The organism is Variovorax sp. GW821-FHT09D07 (assembly GCF_059416345.1).
The window spans coordinates 45,097-59,953 of record NZ_JBWKOY010000009.1 but is presented as its reverse complement, the minus strand read 5'-3'; the positions used below and the strand labels follow the sequence as shown (position 1 = coordinate 59,953).

Annotated in this window: 17 protein-coding genes; 8 read left to right on the top strand and 9 right to left on the bottom strand. The window is 67.5% G+C overall.

Features of this window, described 5'->3' with window-relative positions:
- Positions 1–47: 47 nt before the first annotated feature.
- The 3 genes from AC07OX_RS25965 to AC07OX_RS25955 all read right to left on the bottom strand — a co-directional run bounded on the left by AC07OX_RS25965 (position 48) and on the right by AC07OX_RS25955 (position 3,476).
- Positions 48–1,379, bottom strand: a complete 1,332-nt coding sequence (locus tag AC07OX_RS25965; RefSeq protein ID WP_495260290.1) for a sulfatase family protein — start codon at positions 1,377–1,379, stop codon at positions 48–50.
- A 20-nt stretch (positions 1,380–1,399) separates the two neighbouring features.
- Complete coding sequence (locus tag AC07OX_RS25960; protein WP_495260409.1) at positions 1,400–2,353, bottom strand: Bug family tripartite tricarboxylate transporter substrate binding protein; 954 nt, start codon at positions 2,351–2,353, stop codon at positions 1,400–1,402.
- Positions 2,354–2,459: 106 nt separating this feature from the next.
- Positions 2,460–3,476 carry a Bug family tripartite tricarboxylate transporter substrate binding protein gene (locus AC07OX_RS25955; RefSeq protein WP_495260289.1) on the bottom strand — a complete coding sequence of 339 codons (1,017 nt, stop codon included), beginning with the start codon at positions 3,474–3,476 and terminating at the stop codon, positions 2,460–2,462.
- 153 nt (positions 3,477–3,629) lie between these two features.
- On the opposite strand from AC07OX_RS25955, the gene AC07OX_RS25950 reads away from it, so the two are divergent.
- The gene (locus AC07OX_RS25950) at positions 3,630–4,229 is read left to right on the top strand and encodes a MarR family winged helix-turn-helix transcriptional regulator (protein WP_495260288.1); all 600 of its coding nucleotides are present in this window, start codon (positions 3,630–3,632) and stop codon (positions 4,227–4,229) included.
- Here the strand turns inward: AC07OX_RS25950 and AC07OX_RS25945 are convergent.
- Positions 4,201–5,217 (bottom strand): tripartite tricarboxylate transporter substrate binding protein, encoded by a 1,017-nt coding sequence (locus tag AC07OX_RS25945; RefSeq protein WP_495260287.1) that lies wholly within the window; start codon positions 5,215–5,217, stop codon positions 4,201–4,203. The genes AC07OX_RS25950 and AC07OX_RS25945 overlap by 29 nt on opposite strands.
- Before the next feature lie 137 nt (positions 5,218–5,354).
- On the opposite strand from AC07OX_RS25945, the gene pcaQ reads away from it, so the two are divergent.
- From pcaQ to AC07OX_RS25920, 5 genes are all read left to right on the top strand, one after another.
- On the top strand, positions 5,355–6,284 hold the full coding sequence (gene pcaQ / locus AC07OX_RS25940; RefSeq protein ID WP_062479169.1) for a pca operon transcription factor PcaQ: 930 nt from the start codon (positions 5,355–5,357) through the stop codon (positions 6,282–6,284).
- A gap of 82 nt (positions 6,285–6,366) precedes the next feature.
- A complete protein-coding gene (locus AC07OX_RS25935) occupies positions 6,367–6,978 on the top strand; it encodes a TetR/AcrR family transcriptional regulator (protein ID WP_492684346.1) in 612 nt (203 codons plus the stop codon).
- Positions 6,975–8,180 carry a DUF418 domain-containing protein gene (locus tag AC07OX_RS25930; protein WP_495260286.1) on the top strand — a complete coding sequence of 402 codons (1,206 nt, stop codon included), beginning with the start codon at positions 6,975–6,977 and terminating at the stop codon, positions 8,178–8,180. The genes AC07OX_RS25935 and AC07OX_RS25930 overlap by 4 nt, the downstream gene beginning before the upstream one ends.
- Positions 8,181–8,220: 40 nt before the next feature.
- Complete coding sequence (locus AC07OX_RS25925; protein ID WP_495260285.1) at positions 8,221–8,883, top strand: suppressor of fused domain protein; 663 nt, start codon at positions 8,221–8,223, stop codon at positions 8,881–8,883.
- Entirely contained in the window at positions 8,880–9,284 is a 405-nt protein-coding gene (locus AC07OX_RS25920; RefSeq protein WP_495260284.1) for a TfoX/Sxy family protein, read from the top strand. Before AC07OX_RS25925 ends, AC07OX_RS25920 begins: the two co-directional genes overlap by 4 nt.
- An 8-nt stretch (positions 9,285–9,292) precedes the next feature.
- Here the strand turns inward: AC07OX_RS25920 and AC07OX_RS25915 are convergent, their stop codons facing one another.
- Positions 9,293–9,916, bottom strand: a complete 624-nt coding sequence (locus AC07OX_RS25915; RefSeq protein WP_495260283.1) for a LysE/ArgO family amino acid transporter — start codon at positions 9,914–9,916, stop codon at positions 9,293–9,295.
- Positions 9,917–10,023: 107 nt separating this feature from the next.
- Between AC07OX_RS25915 and AC07OX_RS25910 the strand changes: the two genes are divergently transcribed.
- Complete coding sequence (locus AC07OX_RS25910; RefSeq protein ID WP_495260282.1) at positions 10,024–10,482, top strand: Lrp/AsnC family transcriptional regulator; 459 nt, start codon at positions 10,024–10,026, stop codon at positions 10,480–10,482.
- 158 nt (positions 10,483–10,640) lie between these two features.
- Here AC07OX_RS25910 and AC07OX_RS25905 read toward each other — a convergent pair whose 3' ends face one another.
- A complete protein-coding gene (locus AC07OX_RS25905; RefSeq protein WP_495260281.1) occupies positions 10,641–11,897 on the bottom strand; it encodes a porin in 1,257 nt (418 codons plus the stop codon).
- A gap of 382 nt (positions 11,898–12,279) precedes the next feature.
- Between AC07OX_RS25905 and AC07OX_RS25900 the strand changes: the two genes are divergently transcribed.
- Positions 12,280–12,666 carry a hypothetical protein gene (locus AC07OX_RS25900; RefSeq protein ID WP_070063166.1) on the top strand — a complete coding sequence of 129 codons (387 nt, stop codon included), beginning with the start codon at positions 12,280–12,282 and terminating at the stop codon, positions 12,664–12,666.
- Between the two features lie 91 nt (positions 12,667–12,757).
- Here AC07OX_RS25900 and AC07OX_RS25895 read toward each other — a convergent pair whose 3' ends face one another.
- Genes AC07OX_RS25895 through AC07OX_RS25885 form a run of 3 tightly spaced genes read right to left on the bottom strand, consistent with a single transcriptional unit; the run spans position 12,758 to position 14,765 of the window.
- Positions 12,758–13,141 (bottom strand): hypothetical protein, encoded by a 384-nt coding sequence (locus tag AC07OX_RS25895; RefSeq protein ID WP_495260280.1) that lies wholly within the window; start codon positions 13,139–13,141, stop codon positions 12,758–12,760.
- A gap of 14 nt (positions 13,142–13,155) precedes the next feature.
- Complete coding sequence (locus tag AC07OX_RS25890; RefSeq protein ID WP_495260279.1) at positions 13,156–13,554, bottom strand: hypothetical protein; 399 nt, start codon at positions 13,552–13,554, stop codon at positions 13,156–13,158.
- The gene (locus AC07OX_RS25885; protein WP_495260278.1) at positions 13,554–14,765 is read right to left on the bottom strand and encodes a DUF6402 family protein; all 1,212 of its coding nucleotides are present in this window, start codon (positions 14,763–14,765) and stop codon (positions 13,554–13,556) included. The genes AC07OX_RS25890 and AC07OX_RS25885 overlap by 1 nt, the downstream gene beginning before the upstream one ends.
- Positions 14,766–14,857 lie beyond the last annotated feature (92 nt).

Here is a 14,857-nt window from a genome sequence, read left to right as displayed (position 1 = left end):
CTCGGCAACCAACGCTTTTTCAGCGATGGATTTCCGGCACTCGCGTTTCACCTCTGCGGCATATCCTTAACCGAATACCCAAGGCTCACCGTCGCATCCTCCGGAATCGCAGGCATCGTCGCATTCCACGCCTGCCACTGCGCCCGCATCGCCTCCAGCCGCTGCGGCTCCTTCTTCCCCAAGTTCGCGCGCTCACGCTCATCGGCCGGAATGTTGAACAGGTACTCGTTGCCGTCGACCTTCAGGTACTTCCATTCGCCGTCGCGCATGGCTTCCTGGCCGCGGTGGTTCATGCGCCAGTGCAGCGGGCGGCGGAAGGTGTGGGTGGCGTCCTTCAGCACGGGCATGAGCGACACGCCATCGAGCGGGTACGCCGCGTCGGCCTTCACGCCGGCGGCGTCGAGCATGGTGGCCGACCAGTCCATGGTCATGCACAGCTGGGTGCTCTCGCCGCCCTTGGCGATCATCTTCGGCCAGTGCGCAATCCATGGCACGCGGATGCCGCCTTCGGTCAGGTCCATCTTGCCGCCGACGAGCGGCCAGTTATCCGAGAAGCGCTCGCCGCCGTTGTCGCTGGTGAACACGACGAGGGTGTTGTCGGCCATGCCGTGCTTTTCGAGCGCGGCCATGATCCAGCCGATGCCCTCGTCCATGTGATGGATCATGCGGCGGTACACGTGGATGTTGCCGCCCGACAGGTCGAACAGGTTGTCCTTCACGAGCGGCGCCTTGTCGGCGTCGTCGCGGGTTTCCCACGGCCAGTGAGGGGCGGTGTAGTGCAGGCTCAGGAAGAAGGGCGCCTCTTGCGTGGCCATGCGCTCGACGTAGTCGACGGCGCGCTTGGACAGCACATCGGTCAGGTAGCCCTCGTCGTCCTTGTGCTCTTCTTCGCCGTACCAGAGGTCGTGGCGGCCGGCTGAATCGCAGTGGGTGAAGTAGTCGACACCGCCCGACATGGGGCCGAAGAACTCTTCATACCCCGAGCGCAGCGGGCCGAAGCTGGGCGGGTAGCCCAGGTGCCACTTGCCGATGAGCGCGGTCTTGTAGCCGCTGTCTTTCAGCAGCGACGGCAGGGTGGGGTGCTCGGTGGGCAGGCCCAGCGTGGTGCTGCCGCGGCTTCGGCTGTTGATGGGCTCTTCCGCCGCGCCGCGCAGGCGGTACTGATACCGCGCGGTGATCATCGCGAAGCGCGTGGGCGAGCACACGGGCGAATTCGAATAGCCCTGCGTGAGCTTCAAACCGTTGGCGGCCAGGCCGTCGAGCACGGGCGACACGCGGCCAAAAGGCGCCTCGCGGCCGCCGTAGCAGCCGAGGTCGGCATAGCCGAGGTCGTCGGCCACGATGAAGATGATGTTGGGGCGGGTGCTGCGTGTCGTCATAGATCGCTGGAGGATTTCAATCAGGGTTGGTAGCCAGACTTTTGGACCACGGGCGCCCACTGCGCCTTGTAGGCCTTGAGCATCGCGGCGGTCTGCGCCTGGGTGCTCACCACCGGCGTCATGCCGGCGTCCTTGAACTTGCGTTGGGTGTCGGGGTCTTGCATCACGGCGTGGATGGTGATGGCCAGGCGTTCGACTTTCTCCTTGGGCATGCTGGCCGGCGCGAAGAAGGTGTTCCAGCCGGTGGCGGCGAGGTCGAGGCCGGCTTCCTTGAAGGTCGGAATGGCGGGCGCGAAGGGCGAGCGCTTTTCGCCCGACAGCGCCAGGATGCGCAGCTTGCCGGCGGTGTGCTGCGGCAGCACGACGTCTTCGGTGTCGACGGCAATGGGCACCTGGCCGCCGATCAAATCATTCAGCAGCGGGGCGGAGCCGCGATAGCCAATCACCTGGGTCTGCACCTTGGCCTTCTCGCCCACCATGAGGCCGAAGAAGTGCGGCAGGCTGCCGGTGGCGGGCACGCCCACGTTGGCCTGTTGGGGGTTGGCGCGCATCCATGCGAGCAGGTGGTTCAGCTCGCGCACGGGCAGGGTGGGCGACACGGCCAGCGCAAAGTCGTAGGCGTTGACGTGCGACACGGGCACGAAGTCGCGCTCGGCGTCGTAGCCGTTGTCCTTGAAGACGAGCGGCGCCACCACCATCACGGCGGGGTTGGCGAGCATCAGCACGTTCTGGTTGGCGGGCGTGGCCTTGGCCTGCTGCGCGGCCAGGCGGCCGCCCGCGCCGGGCTTGTTGTCGACGATCACGGGCACGCCGAGCTGGGCCGCGAGCTTGTCGCCCACGATGCGCGCCACGCGGTCGGTGGCGCCGCCGGGCGCGTAGCCGACGACGATGCGCAGCGGGCTGTCGAGTGCGGCTTGGGCGGCCTGTGCGCGCGCCAGCGTGGGGGCGGCGATGGCCGCCACGAGGCCGGCCATGGCCAGCACGGTGGCGAGGCGGCGGCGAGCCGGGTTGAAGGAAGAAGCGAAAGCGGGGAGGGCGCGCGGGATCATGAAGGGGGTGTCCTTGTTGTCGATCGGTCGGTCAGTCATTGGCCTGGAAGTTCACGGCCTTCATGATGCCGGCCCAGCGGGCAATGTCTTCGCGCATGGTCTTCACGAGCGCCTCGGGGCCGTCGGCCACGGGGTACATGCCGTTCTGCAGCAGCAGCTGGCGCACCTCGCGCGAGTTCACGGCGCGGATGATTTCGGTGCGCAGTTTCTCGGCGGTGGCGGGCGGCGTCTTCAGCGGCGCGTAGTAGGCGAACCAGGCGGTGGCCACCACGTCCTTGTAGCCGCTCTCCACGAAGCTGGGCAGCTGCGGCATGAGCGGCGAGCGCTTGTCGCCGCTGGTGGCCAGCACCTTCACGCGGCCGGTGGGCAGCATCTGCTGCGCGCCGCCGATGGTGTCGAAGTACACGGGCACGGTGCCGCCCATCACGTCCTGGCGCGCGGGCGTGGAGCCGCGGTAGGGCACGTGCACCATCTTCAGGCCGGCCGCGCGGTTGAGCATTTCGCCCAGGAAGTGCGAGGGCGTGCCGGCGCCGTACGAGCCGAAGCTCACCTTGTCGCCCTGCGCCTTGGCCCAGGTGATGAACTCGGCCAGGGTGTTGGCGGGCACGTCCTTGTGCACGGTGAGCGCCAGCTCGAAGCGCGCGGCGTTCACCAGCGGCACGAAGTCCTTGATGGGGTCGTACGACAGGTTGCGGTAGGCGCTGGGGAACATGGTCATCATGCTCGCGGTGCCCAGCAGCAGGGTGTGGCCGTCGGGCGGCGCGGTCTTCACGGCGTCCACGGCAATGCGGCCGGCCGCGCCCGAGCGGTTGTCGATGATGAGCGGGCCGAGCGAATCGCGCACCTGGTGGGCAATGGCGCGGGTCAGCACGTCCTGCGTGCCGCCGGCGGGCACGCCGATGAGCACCTTGATCGGCTGGCCGGGGGTGAAGGCGGCGGGCTGCTGCTGCGCGAACGCAAGCGGTGCGAAGGATGCAAGGGGGGCAAGGGCCAGCCCGCCAAGGGTGGTCAGGGTGCGGCGGCGGGTCGGGTCGGGAAGCTGGGGCATCGTCAATCTCTCCGGGGTCTCGTTCGGCGTTCGGCAGGGTCTGTGCGTGGCCGGGGCGGGTGGCCGCGGCTGCGGACGATTCTGGAGACGCTACATTCGATTGATCAAATCAACCATCGCCCGGATTTACCCGGCCTTTCGAGACGCCACCCCATGAAAGCCGAAGACGCCGCCACCCCGCCGCGCCGCCCGCTGGACGACCTGCTGCTGTACCGGCTGTCGCGCCTGCTCGCGGTGGCGGGCAGCATGGTGATCCGGCTGTGCGAGGGCCGCTTCGGCATCACGCGGCGCGAGTGGCGCCTGATCGCGGTGCTGGCCAGCCGGGGCGAGCTGGGCTCGTCGCAGCTGGCCGAGCACGCGCAGCTGGACCGGGCGCGCACTTCGAAGGCGGTGGGTTCGCTGGTGGCCAAGCGGCTGGTGTCGCGCACGGCGCTGGCGGGCGACCGGCGGCAGGTGCGGTTGGGCCTCACGGCGTCGGGGCAGGCGCTGTACGACGAGCTGTTTCCGCTGGTGACGCGCATCAACGCCGAGCTGATGGGCACGCTCGACGCAGACGATGCCGCGCGCTTCGACGACGCGCTGCACCGGCTGCAGGCGCACGCCGAAACCATGGTGGCGCAGGCGGTGCTGCCCAAGGCCGACCGGGGGCGCCATGCGGCTGCGGCTGCGGCGGCAGCAGCAGGCCAGGGCAAGAAGAACAGCACGGCGCGCAGCGGCAAGGCCGTCAGTCCACCTTCATCCCGGTCGCCTTGACGATGCGGCCGTAGCGCGCCTGCGCCGTGGCCAGGCGCGCGGTGGCGGCGGCATCGGTTTCGGCCAGCGGCACCATGTCGAGCGAGGCCAGGCGGGCCTTCAGTTCGGGCAGGGCAAGCGCCTTGTGCAGCGCCTGGCGCAGGGTCTGCATCACGGGCTCGGGCGTGGCGGCCGGCACCATGGCGAGGTAGAGCACTTCGAACTCCAGGTCTTTCAGGCCCAGCTCGCCCACGGTGGGCACCTCGGGCAGCAGCGGCGCGCGCTGGCGGCCGGTGACGGCCAGGGCGCGCAACTTGCCGCCCTGGATCTGCGGCAGCACACCGGGCGTGGCGACGATGCCGGCCTGCACCTCGTTGCCCAGCATGGCCATCACGGCCGGGGCGTTGCCCTTGTAGGGCACGTGCACGATCTTCGCGCCCGTGGCGCTCGCGAAGATCTCGGAGGCAATGTGGCCCGGGCTGCCGTTGCCGGCCGAGCTGAAGGTGGCGGGCTCGGCCTTGGCCTGCGCGATGAAGTCGGGCAGCGTCTTGGCCTTCACCGAGGCGGCGGTGGTGAAGCTCAGGCCCGACGAGCTGAAGATCATCAGCGGCTTGAGGTCCTTCGCCGCGAAGGGCATCGACGCATACAGGTGCGGGTTGACGGTGAAGGTGCTGTCGATGCCCAGCAGCACGGTGTAGCCGTCGGCCGCGCTCTTGGCCACGGCGTCGGCGCCGATGTTGCCGCCCGCGCCGGGGCGGTTGTCGACCACGAAGGGCTGCTTCAGGTCTTTCTGCAGCGCGTCGGCCAGCGCGCGCCCGAGGATGTCGATGGGGCCGCCGGCCGGGAAGTTGACGAGGAACTTCACGGGCTTGGCGGGGTAGCTCGCCTGGGCCTGCGCGGCCGGCGCGGCGAGGCCGAGGGCCAGTGCGGCGCAGGCGGCGGCGAGCGTGAGGCGGCGGCGCGTGCCGAAGATTGAAGAGGAAGGCTTCGAGGAAAAAATCGTGGTCATGGGCTGCTTTGTCTGTCTCCGTATCCACGGCACTCTAGAAGGCTGCGCGGCGCGGCACAACTGAAGTCTCTTCCGCCAGCTATTCCCTCTGGTTATATTTGAAAGCACACCGCACCCGAGGCTTCGAGGAGAACCGCATGTCAGCCATGAACTTTGAGCGCCTGAAGATGCGCCACCTGCAATGCCTCGTCATGGTGGCGCAGGAGCGCAACCTGGTGCGCGCGGCCGAGGCGCTGTCGCTCACGCAGCCGGCGGTGTCGAAGACGGTGGCCGAGCTCGAAGAGATCGTGGGCCGCCAGTTGCTGCTGCGCCGCCGCCGCGGCGTGGAGCTCACGCCGGCCGCCGAGGTGCTGGTGCGCCACGCGGTGTCGGCGCTGCGCGGCCTGCGCGAAGGCCTGGGCCTGGCGATGGACCAGCCCGAGGCCGACCAGCTGCGCGTGGCGGTCGGCGCCTTGCCGAACATGGCGGCGCACCTGCTGCCCGAGGCGGTCGCGCGGCTGCATGCGGCGCACCCGGCGATGCGCGTGCGCGTGGTGAGCGGCACCAACGCGCAGCTCATGACGCAGCTGCGCCAGGGCGAAATCGACCTTGTGCTCGGCCGGTTGGCGCAGGCCTCGGCCATGGCCGACCTGGCCTTCGAGCAGCTGTACAGCGAGGTGCTGCTGCTGGTGGTGCGCCCCGGCCATCCGCTGGCGTCGCGGCGCAAGCCCACGCTCGACGCGCTGGCCGCGTACCCGCTGGTGCTGCCGGTGTCGGGCACGCTGATCCGGCACACGGCCGACGCCTTCCTCATCGCGCAAGGGCTGGCGCTGCCGGCGCGGCTGGTGGAGGCGACCGACACCAGTTTTGCGGTGGGCCTGCTGCAGCGTTCCGACGCGGTGTGGTTTGCGCCGCAGGGCGCGGTGGAAGGCTTCGTGGCGCGCGGCGAACTCAAGCGCGTGGCCATCGACACGGCGAGCACCGAAGGCCCGGTGGGCGTGACCGTGCGGCGCGGCAGCGAGACGGGCGAGGGCGCGCGGCTGTTGCTGGACACCATCCGGGGCATTGCGGCCACACGCGCTGCCTGAAGGGTTTCTTCAGGCTTCCTTCAGAATAGATCGAGCGCTCGGTCTAATAATTCGGGCATGACCGAATTCCGCGAGAACCACCGTGCGCAAAGTTGACCCCGAACGCCAGCAGGCCAAGCGCCGCCAGATCCTGGAGGCCGCGGGCGACTGCTTTGCGCGGCGCGGCTTTCATGCCACCACCACCGCCGAGATCTGCACCGCCGCGGGCATGAGCCCCGGCAATCTCTTTCATTACTTTCCCAGCAAGAACGCGATCATCGAGGCCCTGGCCGAAGAGGAGTGGCGCGACACGGCCGCGTACTTCGCCGCGATCGACGACGACCCGCCCGACCCGCTGGAGGTGGTGCTGTCGTTCCTCGACGTGGTGATGGTCTTTGCCTCCGACCGCAGCTACTCGCGGCTGGCGCTGGAGGTGGCGGCCGAGACCCTGCGCAACCCGGTGGTCTGCGCCAGCGTGGCCGCGGGCGACACCGAAATGCGCGACGGCCTCGCGGCCCTGCTGCGCAAGGCGGCGGCGCGCGGGCAGATCGACCCCGAGCTCGACCCCGTGCAATCGGCCAACTGGATCGCCGCACTCATCGACGGCGTGTTCTCGCGCCTGGCACTGGACACGGGCTTCGACCCGGCGCGCGAGGCGCCGATGCTGCGGCGCGTGGTGGGCCGCTTTCTCGCGAAGCCGGGGCGGGGCGCATGAACCCCACTCCAGTAGCGGTCGAGCGCCAGTCGCTCGTCGATGCATTGCGCGGCTTTGCGCTCTTGGGCATCCTGGTCGTGAACATCGCGGCCTTTGCCTCGCCGTACTACGGCCAGCCGCTGCCCGACCCGATGATGCGTTCGGGGCTGGACCGCGTGGCGGCCTTTGCCGTCGCGTTCCTGTTCGAGACCAAGTTCTACCTGCTGTTCTCGTTCCTGTTCGGCTACAGCTTCACGCTGCAGATGCAGTCGGCGCAGCGCAGCGGCAAGCCCTTCGTGCCGCGCCTGGCGCGCCGGCTGGTGGCGCTGTGGTGCATCGGCGTGCTGCATGCGGTGCTGCTGTTCCATGGCGACATCCTCACGACCTATGCGGTGCTCGGCGCCGTCCTGCTGGCGCTGCGCCACCAGAGCGACGCCGTGCTCGCGCGCTGGGCGCTGCGGCTGGTGCTGGCGACCGCGATGGTGTGGGGGGCCATCGGCATGCTCGCGATGCTGGGCGGCCCGGCGACCGAAGACGTTCTTCGCACCGCGAGGGCCGACGCGGCCTCGGCGCTCGCGGCCTACCGCGGCACGGCGGCGACGGTCATCCGCCAGCACCTGCGCGAGCTGTCGCAGGTGTGGATCGTGCTCGGACTGGTCCAGGCGCCGATGGCGCTGGCGATGTTCTTCGCGGGCGTCATCGAGGGCCGCCGCAACCTGTTCGCGCGGGCCGACCGATATCGGCCGCTGTTCAAGCGCCTGCTGGTGCCCGGGCTGGTGCTGGGGCTGCCGGGCGCGGCCGTGTATGCGTGGACCGCGTCGGTCGTGCCGGGCTCGCGCTGGGACGTGCTGGGCCTGGCGGTCGGCGTCTTCACCTCGCCGCTGCTCACGGCGACGTACGTGGGCGCGATGATGCTGCTGTTCCAGTCGCGCTGGGGCGGCTGGCTGGCGGATGCGCTCGCACCGGCGGGGCGCATGGCGCTGTCGAACTACCTGCTGCAGTCGGCGGTGTGCGCGTGGCTCTTCCTGGCGTATGGGCTGCGGCTCATCGGCGAGTTCGGGCCGTTCATGAGCCTCATGGTCGCCTTCGGCATCTTCGGCGCGCAGATGCTGATCAGCCGCTGGTGGCTGGCACGCTTTGCGTACGGCCCGGTGGAGTGGGTGCTGCGCGCCTTCACCAACCTCGAGTGGCCCGCCCTGCGGCGTATGCAACGGTCACGTTGAACGACGAGAATGCCCTCGTTCCAACGAGGAGGATGCGCCGATGAGTTCCATGGAAGACGTGTGGGCCTACCGCGAAGAGACGCTCTACCCGCGCCTGTTCGGCCCCGAGCGCACCGGCATCTACGTGCTGGACTTCGACGAGTTCAAGGCGCTGGGCGCCGAAGACGTCGACCCGCGCTGGCTGCACCTGGGCGTGTTCGAGTTCGCGCCCACGCCCGTGCGCAACACCTGGCTGTACGCGACCTCGGGCGGCTCCACGCCCTGGGAGACCGAGCCGGCCGACTACGACCCGGAAGACTATTCGTGGATCGGCTCCGAGCTGGTCATCGAAGTGCCGTCGCAGCCGCAGGACCAATGGGCCATCAAGCTGCTGCGCCGCCTGCTCGCCTACAACGTGCTGCTCGCGCACTCGCATTTCGGTGAAGACAAGCAGCCCTTCGACTACGGCGACCGCATTCCCGTCGGCGAAGCGATCCGCGAGAAGGGCACCGTGGCCCTGCGCCATGTGGTGCTGATGGAGCCGAAGCACTACCCCGCGACGGCGCAGCTCGATTCGGGCCGCTTCGACTTCCTGCACCTCGTCGGCATCAACGACTCCGAACGCGACTGGGCCAAGGCCCACAGCTCCGAGGCGCTGCTGCGACTGCTCGAAGTGCATGGCGGCGCACCCGTGACCGACGCGCGGCGCAAGGCGGTCGTTTGAGCCGCGCCAAAGGTGCGGCCGCCGCCGGCGGTGCCGAGCGTTCGCACGGGCGAGCGCTCGAGCTGGCCGAGTCGCTCGGCGCGATGGGCCCCATCGAGGTCAAGCGCTTCTTCGGCGGCTTCGGCCTCGTGCAGGCCGGCGTGCAGTTCGCTTTCGTGATGAAGGGCACGCTGTACCTGCGCGTGGACGACGCCACCCGGCCAGAATTCGAACGCCTGGGCGCGGTGCCGTTCTCGTACGCGACCAGCGCCTCGACCGTGAAGGTCGCGAGCTACTACGAGGCGCCGGTCGATGCGCTCGAAGACCCGCACGCCTTGCGCGAGTGGGCGACGAAGGCGCTGGCGAGCGCACTGGGTGCGCGCAAGCCCGCGCGCCGCAAGCCGGCGGTTAAAGCCATCTAGTCGATTCCTCAGCGCGACAGCAACGTCGACAGCTGAAACACCGCAAAGCCCAGCAGCAGTGCGCCCGACAGCTTGTTGATGCCCTGCAGCACGCGCGCGCCGAGCTTGTGCCGCACCATCGACACGATGCTCGACAGCCCCAGCCACCACAGCGCCGAGCCGAGGAACACGCCCATCACCATCGTGAGCGCCGCACCGCTGCCGCTGCCCACGTGGCCGCTGCCGAGCGAAGCGAACACCGCGACGAACGACAGGATCGTCATCGGGTTGGCCAGCGTGAGCACGGACACCGACAGCAGCGCCTTCACCGGCGTGGCCGCGTCTTCCGCGGTGCGGGCCTGCGTGGCCGCCGGCGCGCGCAGCAGCTGCACGCCCATCCATGCGAGAAAGGCCGCACCGCCGAGCGCCAGCGGCACGCGCGCCGCGACCATCGTCGACACCACGGCCGACACGCCGAACGCACCGATGGCGCCGTAGCAGGCGTCGGCCAGCGCGGCGCCCAGGCCGCTGAGGAAGCCGATGGTGCGGCCATGCGCGAGCGTGCGCTGGATGCACAGCAGGCCGATGGGGCCCACGGGTGCGGCGATCGAGAGCCCGATGACGAGGGCCTTGAGAAAGAGAGGGAAGTCCATGCCGTCGATTGTTCGGCGCTGCCTGCATGGCGAGAATGGCGAAATTCAGGCACACGGCATGCCTTGCCTGAAATCGGAAGCGAAATTCTCAATCAGGCCTGAAATCCATGGAAATCGACGCCAAGAACTGGCAGATCCTCGATGCGCTGCAGCAGGACGCGCGCACCTCGCTCACGGCGCTCGCACGGCAGGTGGGGCTGTCGGTGCCATCCACTTCCGAGCGCGTGAAGCGCCTCGAAGAGGCCGGCGTCATCGAGGGCTACCGCGCCGTGGTGCCGCCGCGCAAGGCGGGCTACACCGTCACCGCGCTGGTCGGCATCACCACCGCGCAACCCGACAAGGCCCGGCTGCTGAAGCTGCTCGACAGCCGGCGCGAGGTGCTCGAGTGCTTTCACGTCACGGGGCAGGACTCGTACGTGCTGAAGGTGGTCGCGCGCGACATCGAGCACCTTGAATCGTTCGTGAGCAGCATCAACCACCTGGGCGAGACGCGCACCTCGATCGTGATGTCGGTGCCGATCGCGGCGCGCGCGGTGGCGGCGCCGGCGGGCACTGTGCCCGACTGAGGCGCGCTTCTCTCGCCCCAAAAAAATGGTCCGCACAAAGGCGGACCGAATGGACCCGCCTGACGGGCTCCTGGAGAAACGGAACATCCGCGGGCGCAGGGCCGCCCGCGGTCATTCACTCACTTGCTTCCTTGCTTGCGCGTGACAGTCTTCCCTGATCAGAACGAGTGGCGCAGCCCGACGTCGTAGCCCGTCGAGGTCTTGGGCACGAACACCCCGGTGTTCACGAAGGCAGGGCCGCCGACCGTGAGCGCCGCGCCGTTCTTGTTGCTGATGCGCGCGACGGTGGCGTACAGGGCGGTGCGCTTGGACAGGTTGTGGATGTAGCCGATGGCCAGCTTGTTGGCCTTGGGGTCGGCGACCGACGGCGTGAACGGCAGGTTGACGGTGTTGAGGTCGTACTTGACCTGCGAGTACGAGGCGCGGATCAGGCCCGGGCCGACGGGCGCGGTCACGCCGATCAGGTAGCCCGTGAGGTCGACGTCCGGCGCGCCGCCGACCAAGGGCGTGACGGCGTAATCGCGCGTTTTCTTGATTCGTGACAATTCGCCGAACAGCTTGACCACGCCGAAATCGTAGGAGCTGCCGAGATTGAAGGTCTTGACGTTGTCGGTGGTGCCCGCATAGAAATTGTCGGCCGCCGTGCTGTTGCCATACGACACGGCCACGTCGAACGGGCCATTGGCATAACCGACACGCCCGCCCAGGTAGCGCCCCGCACGCGATGCGGCCGAATTGCCCGAATTGAGCGCGCCCGACGCATTGACGCCGGGCGGCGTTGCCGTGCCGGGATCGTATTTGGTGTTTTCATGCAGCGCGTACATGAATTGACCATAAAAGCCGCCGAGATTCTTCGGCAGGAAATAGCCGATCGAATTGCTGGCGCGGTTGTAATTGAGGTCACCGCCGAAGCCGCCCGAGCCGCCGCCGGCATTCGTGTTGGCGGCGGTGAAGATCAGGCTGCGGCCCACGCCGACGATGCCGAAGGGGTCGAACACGATGTCGTTCCAGGCGGTGGGCACGTAGTCGCGGCCCAGGCGCAATTCACCGAAACCGCCCGACAGGCTGACCGTGGAACGGCGCTGGAAGGTGGTGATGCCGGTCTTGCCGTCGTCGGGGCTGATCGGCGCCTCGAGCCAGAAGCTGGCCGCGAGCCCGCCGCCCAGGTCCTCGGTGCCGCGAAAGCCCAGCCGGCTCGTGGAGTAGCCGCCCGAGCTCAGCGCGGTCTGGCTCGCGGTGCGCGTGCCCTGGTTCACGTAGAACGGGTTGAACAGCGTGGCGCCGTTCATGTCCTGCGATTTCGAGGAGTAATTGCTGATGCCCGTGTCCACCACGCCAAACAGCGTGACGGAAGACTGCGCATTGGCGAACCCGACACCGAACAGTGCGGCGGCCGTGAGGAATTGTCTTTTCATTGTTGCCCTTGAATTGAATATGAAATTCATCGCTCCCACGCACCGCGTTGGAGCTCCGGTTCGGCGTACGGAAATACGTTCAATTGATTTCTTCTGCCTTCCGCATGGTTCATGCGTCTGGGCAAATCATATCGATCGATTGCGACAGGAAAAGACCGAAACCGCCTTTTTCAATTACGTTTTCCGTGCAGCCGGGTTACGAGTTGGAAAGCTCCGCTTGCCCCTTGCAGAGAATTGATGAATTGGTCTTCATCCTGTCGTTTTTGTAATTGAACCGTTCGCGCGGCGACGGTCCGAATTCCTAGCGTGTCGGCATGGCGAAGCAAAACCGCCATCGCCGAAGCGGGTGGTCCTCTTCGGCGTTCAACGAAGGAGATGACACATGACGAACAGGAAGATGGCCTTTGCGCTGGCGGCGATGGCCGCCGCAGCCCTCCCGCTGGTGGCTGGCGCACAAACCAGCCAGCAGCACGTCGAGGGCCCCGCGCATTTCGCGGCGACCGAAGCCGGCATCAAGGAGCACCCCGAAAACGCCGGCCCGGGCAAGACCGACGCCCAGGTGGTGGCCGAACTGCGCGCCGCGCAGCAAAGCCCCGAGTGGGCCGGCGTGCTGCGCTGGGGTGCGCCGATCCCCGTGAAGGCCACGCAACCGCGCACGCGCGCCGAGGTGGTGGCCGAGCTGGAGCGCGCGCAGTCGCAACCGGGCTGGGAGCGCGCCTCGCGGCTGGGCGCGCCGATGGTGCTGCCTGCGGCGGCGCCTGCGCGGTAGGGGAGAAGAAAGGCGGCGCCGGTCTGTAGACGATCGGCGCCGCTGCCTTGGTTGATGTCGTCGACCAAGGCGAGAAAAGCTTCCAGGCCTCTTAGGGCAGCTTGGCCCGCAAGTTGTCGAGGCGGGTGGGCGGGAGCTGAATGGAGCCTTCGTCGTAGGACGTGTCGGAGGTGTCGTAGATCAACCACCCGTCGTCCGTCCAACTGAGCGCGACGCCGTGCTCCCTGTAGGTGCGCTCCGCGAGCAGCGTGGGACTACCCGTGCGATAGAGCCTCAGCAGGATCGTGTCACGGCTGACGAAGGCGAGCCTGGCCGTGTAAGCCCCGCCCTGAATGGGCGACACCTCGCTCCACCACCTGTCGGGATGGTTGTCGGCACGGACGCGGGCCTTCACCTCGAAGCAGTACTTGATGCCAAAGAGAAGGATGGCGATGCAAAGCGTCCATCGAAGGAGGTGGGCGCTTCGGCGAAGCATGACGCGAGCGCCTCTCAAGGCAGTCTTGCCAAAAAGCGGTCGAGGCGGGTGGGCGGGAGTTGGATGCCGCCGCCGAGGTAGGAGTCGTCTGCGGTGTCGTAGATCAACTCGTGTTCCGTCCAAAGGATCTCGACACCATGCTTCTGGTAGCTGCGTTCAGCGAGCAACGTCGGATCGCCTGTGCGATAGAGCCGCAGAAGAATCGTGTCGTTGCTGACGAAGGCGCGCCTGGCCGTGTAGGCCCCATCTTGGACATCTGAAACACTGCTCCACCACCCGTCGGGATTGTTGTCGGCGCGGACACGGGCCCTTGCCTCGAAACAGTATTTGATGCCGAGGAGAAGGATGACGATCAAGAGCGTCCATCGAAGGATGCGGGCGCCTCGTCGGCACATGGAGTGGAAGTCGGGCATCACAAAGCCACCGTGATCGGCGTGTCGAGTTTTAGCGTGGCCATGTCGGTATAGATGATGAAGTCGCCGCCTTGGTTGTGTTTGCGTTGCCACGCGCGAAAGTCCGAGTTCTTGACCGGGTACAGCACGGCGTCCTTGGCATGCACGTCGCCTTGCGCCACTGGATAGTCGAGCCACCCGATGTTCACCATCGCCGCAGTCTGATGGGCCGGGACGATCGCCACATGGCTGCGGCTCCAGTGGCCAAGGTACTGCGAAGCATGGCCCGCCTCGTCCGTGAATGTGAAGTTGTCCTTCACGTAGACGGAGATGTGGGTCACGACGGCCGACTTGTTCTTGTGATCGAACCAGGCCTGTGAGACCGCCGCGTAGAGGTTGAAGGAGCCCAAGGCGCATGTCAGGTCATTCGGAAGGCCCTCGTTGAAAAGGGACTGCGTGATGAACTGCGTCAACTTCTGACTGAGAGTGCCCTCGACAGGCGACTGTTGAAACTGGAAATCCTTGTGAAACCTCACGATGTCGCTCTTGCATTCCAGCCAAGGCCGAATGTCCAGCCGATTGCGGTAAGGCCGCAGCTTCTTCGCCATCGCATCTCGCGCCCTCGGGGTCTCAAGTTGGGACATCAGGTGGGCCAGTCCCTTTCGGGCTCTGGCAAATTTCAGCACCCAGTCGATCTTGACCGAGGTGGTGTCGAACATGCCCGGCGGATAGGGCACGCCGTTCTGGTTGATGCCGTTTTGTTCGTCAGCCGGCGTGGGCGGATAGTTCAACGCCCCCGCAAACCACTTGTCCATCAAGTCCGCCCCGACCGGCGCGCCGATCTTGCGCATCGCGCCGGGGATGTCCTGGATGTCGAACGGCGGGACGGCCTGGACAGGCTTCGGCTTTTCTTTTGGAGGAGGCGGGGGCGCAGGTGGTGAGTTCAGCCAGTGCCGCACGCTGCCCACGGCATTCGACACTGCCTCGGCGGCGTGGATCGCTCCGCGCACCGTGTTGACGTAGGGGTCTTGCTTGGCGGTCCTGCGTGCAGGCACCTCCACCGATTTTCGCGCGGTGGGGGCTGCTGCAGGCCGGCCCCGCACGGGTGGGGGTGCCCGGCTCGTGGAAAGCGCGATGTGCTCGCGGCAGATTTCGCCGGTCTGCGGCGACCAGGAGCGCATGAAATTGTTCGACTTGCGAAAGTCGATCTTCTCGCCTGCTAGCGATGGCATTGTCTGGATCCTCCCTGCAGCCTTCGAGCGCTGATGTGCGTCGTTTCGGCAGACAGGGATGGTCGATGCATGACGCCTCTTTCGGCGCTTTC

Coding starts and splice junctions, on each gene's coding strand:
- AC07OX_RS25900 (WP_070063166.1), top strand. CDS start 12,280: ATGACGAACAGGAAGATGGCCTTTGCGCTGGCGGCGATGGCCGCCGCA.
- AC07OX_RS25885 (WP_495260278.1), bottom strand. CDS start 14,765: ATGCCATCGCTAGCAGGCGAGAAGATCGACTTTCGCAAGTCGAACAAT.
- AC07OX_RS25950 (WP_495260288.1), top strand. CDS start 3,630: ATGAAAGCCGAAGACGCCGCCACCCCGCCGCGCCGCCCGCTGGACGAC.
- AC07OX_RS25945 (WP_495260287.1), bottom strand. CDS start 5,217: ATGACCACGATTTTTTCCTCGAAGCCTTCCTCTTCAATCTTCGGCACG.
- AC07OX_RS25925 (WP_495260285.1), top strand. CDS start 8,221: ATGAGTTCCATGGAAGACGTGTGGGCCTACCGCGAAGAGACGCTCTAC.
- AC07OX_RS25955 (WP_495260289.1), bottom strand. CDS start 3,476: ATGCCCCAGCTTCCCGACCCGACCCGCCGCCGCACCCTGACCACCCTT.
- AC07OX_RS25965 (WP_495260290.1), bottom strand. CDS start 1,379: ATGACGACACGCAGCACCCGCCCCAACATCATCTTCATCGTGGCCGAC.
- AC07OX_RS25890 (WP_495260279.1), bottom strand. CDS start 13,554: ATGCCCGACTTCCACTCCATGTGCCGACGAGGCGCCCGCATCCTTCGA.
- AC07OX_RS25895 (WP_495260280.1), bottom strand. CDS start 13,141: ATGCTTCGCCGAAGCGCCCACCTCCTTCGATGGACGCTTTGCATCGCC.
- AC07OX_RS25910 (WP_495260282.1), top strand. CDS start 10,024: ATGGAAATCGACGCCAAGAACTGGCAGATCCTCGATGCGCTGCAGCAG.
- pcaQ (WP_062479169.1), top strand. CDS start 5,355: ATGTCAGCCATGAACTTTGAGCGCCTGAAGATGCGCCACCTGCAATGC.
- AC07OX_RS25905 (WP_495260281.1), bottom strand. CDS start 11,897: ATGAAAAGACAATTCCTCACGGCCGCCGCACTGTTCGGTGTCGGGTTC.
- AC07OX_RS25915 (WP_495260283.1), bottom strand. CDS start 9,916: ATGGACTTCCCTCTCTTTCTCAAGGCCCTCGTCATCGGGCTCTCGATC.
- AC07OX_RS25960 (WP_495260409.1), bottom strand. CDS start 2,353: ATGGCCGGCCTCGTGGCGGCCATCGCCGCCCCCACGCTGGCGCGCGCA.
- AC07OX_RS25930 (WP_495260286.1), top strand. CDS start 6,975: ATGAACCCCACTCCAGTAGCGGTCGAGCGCCAGTCGCTCGTCGATGCA.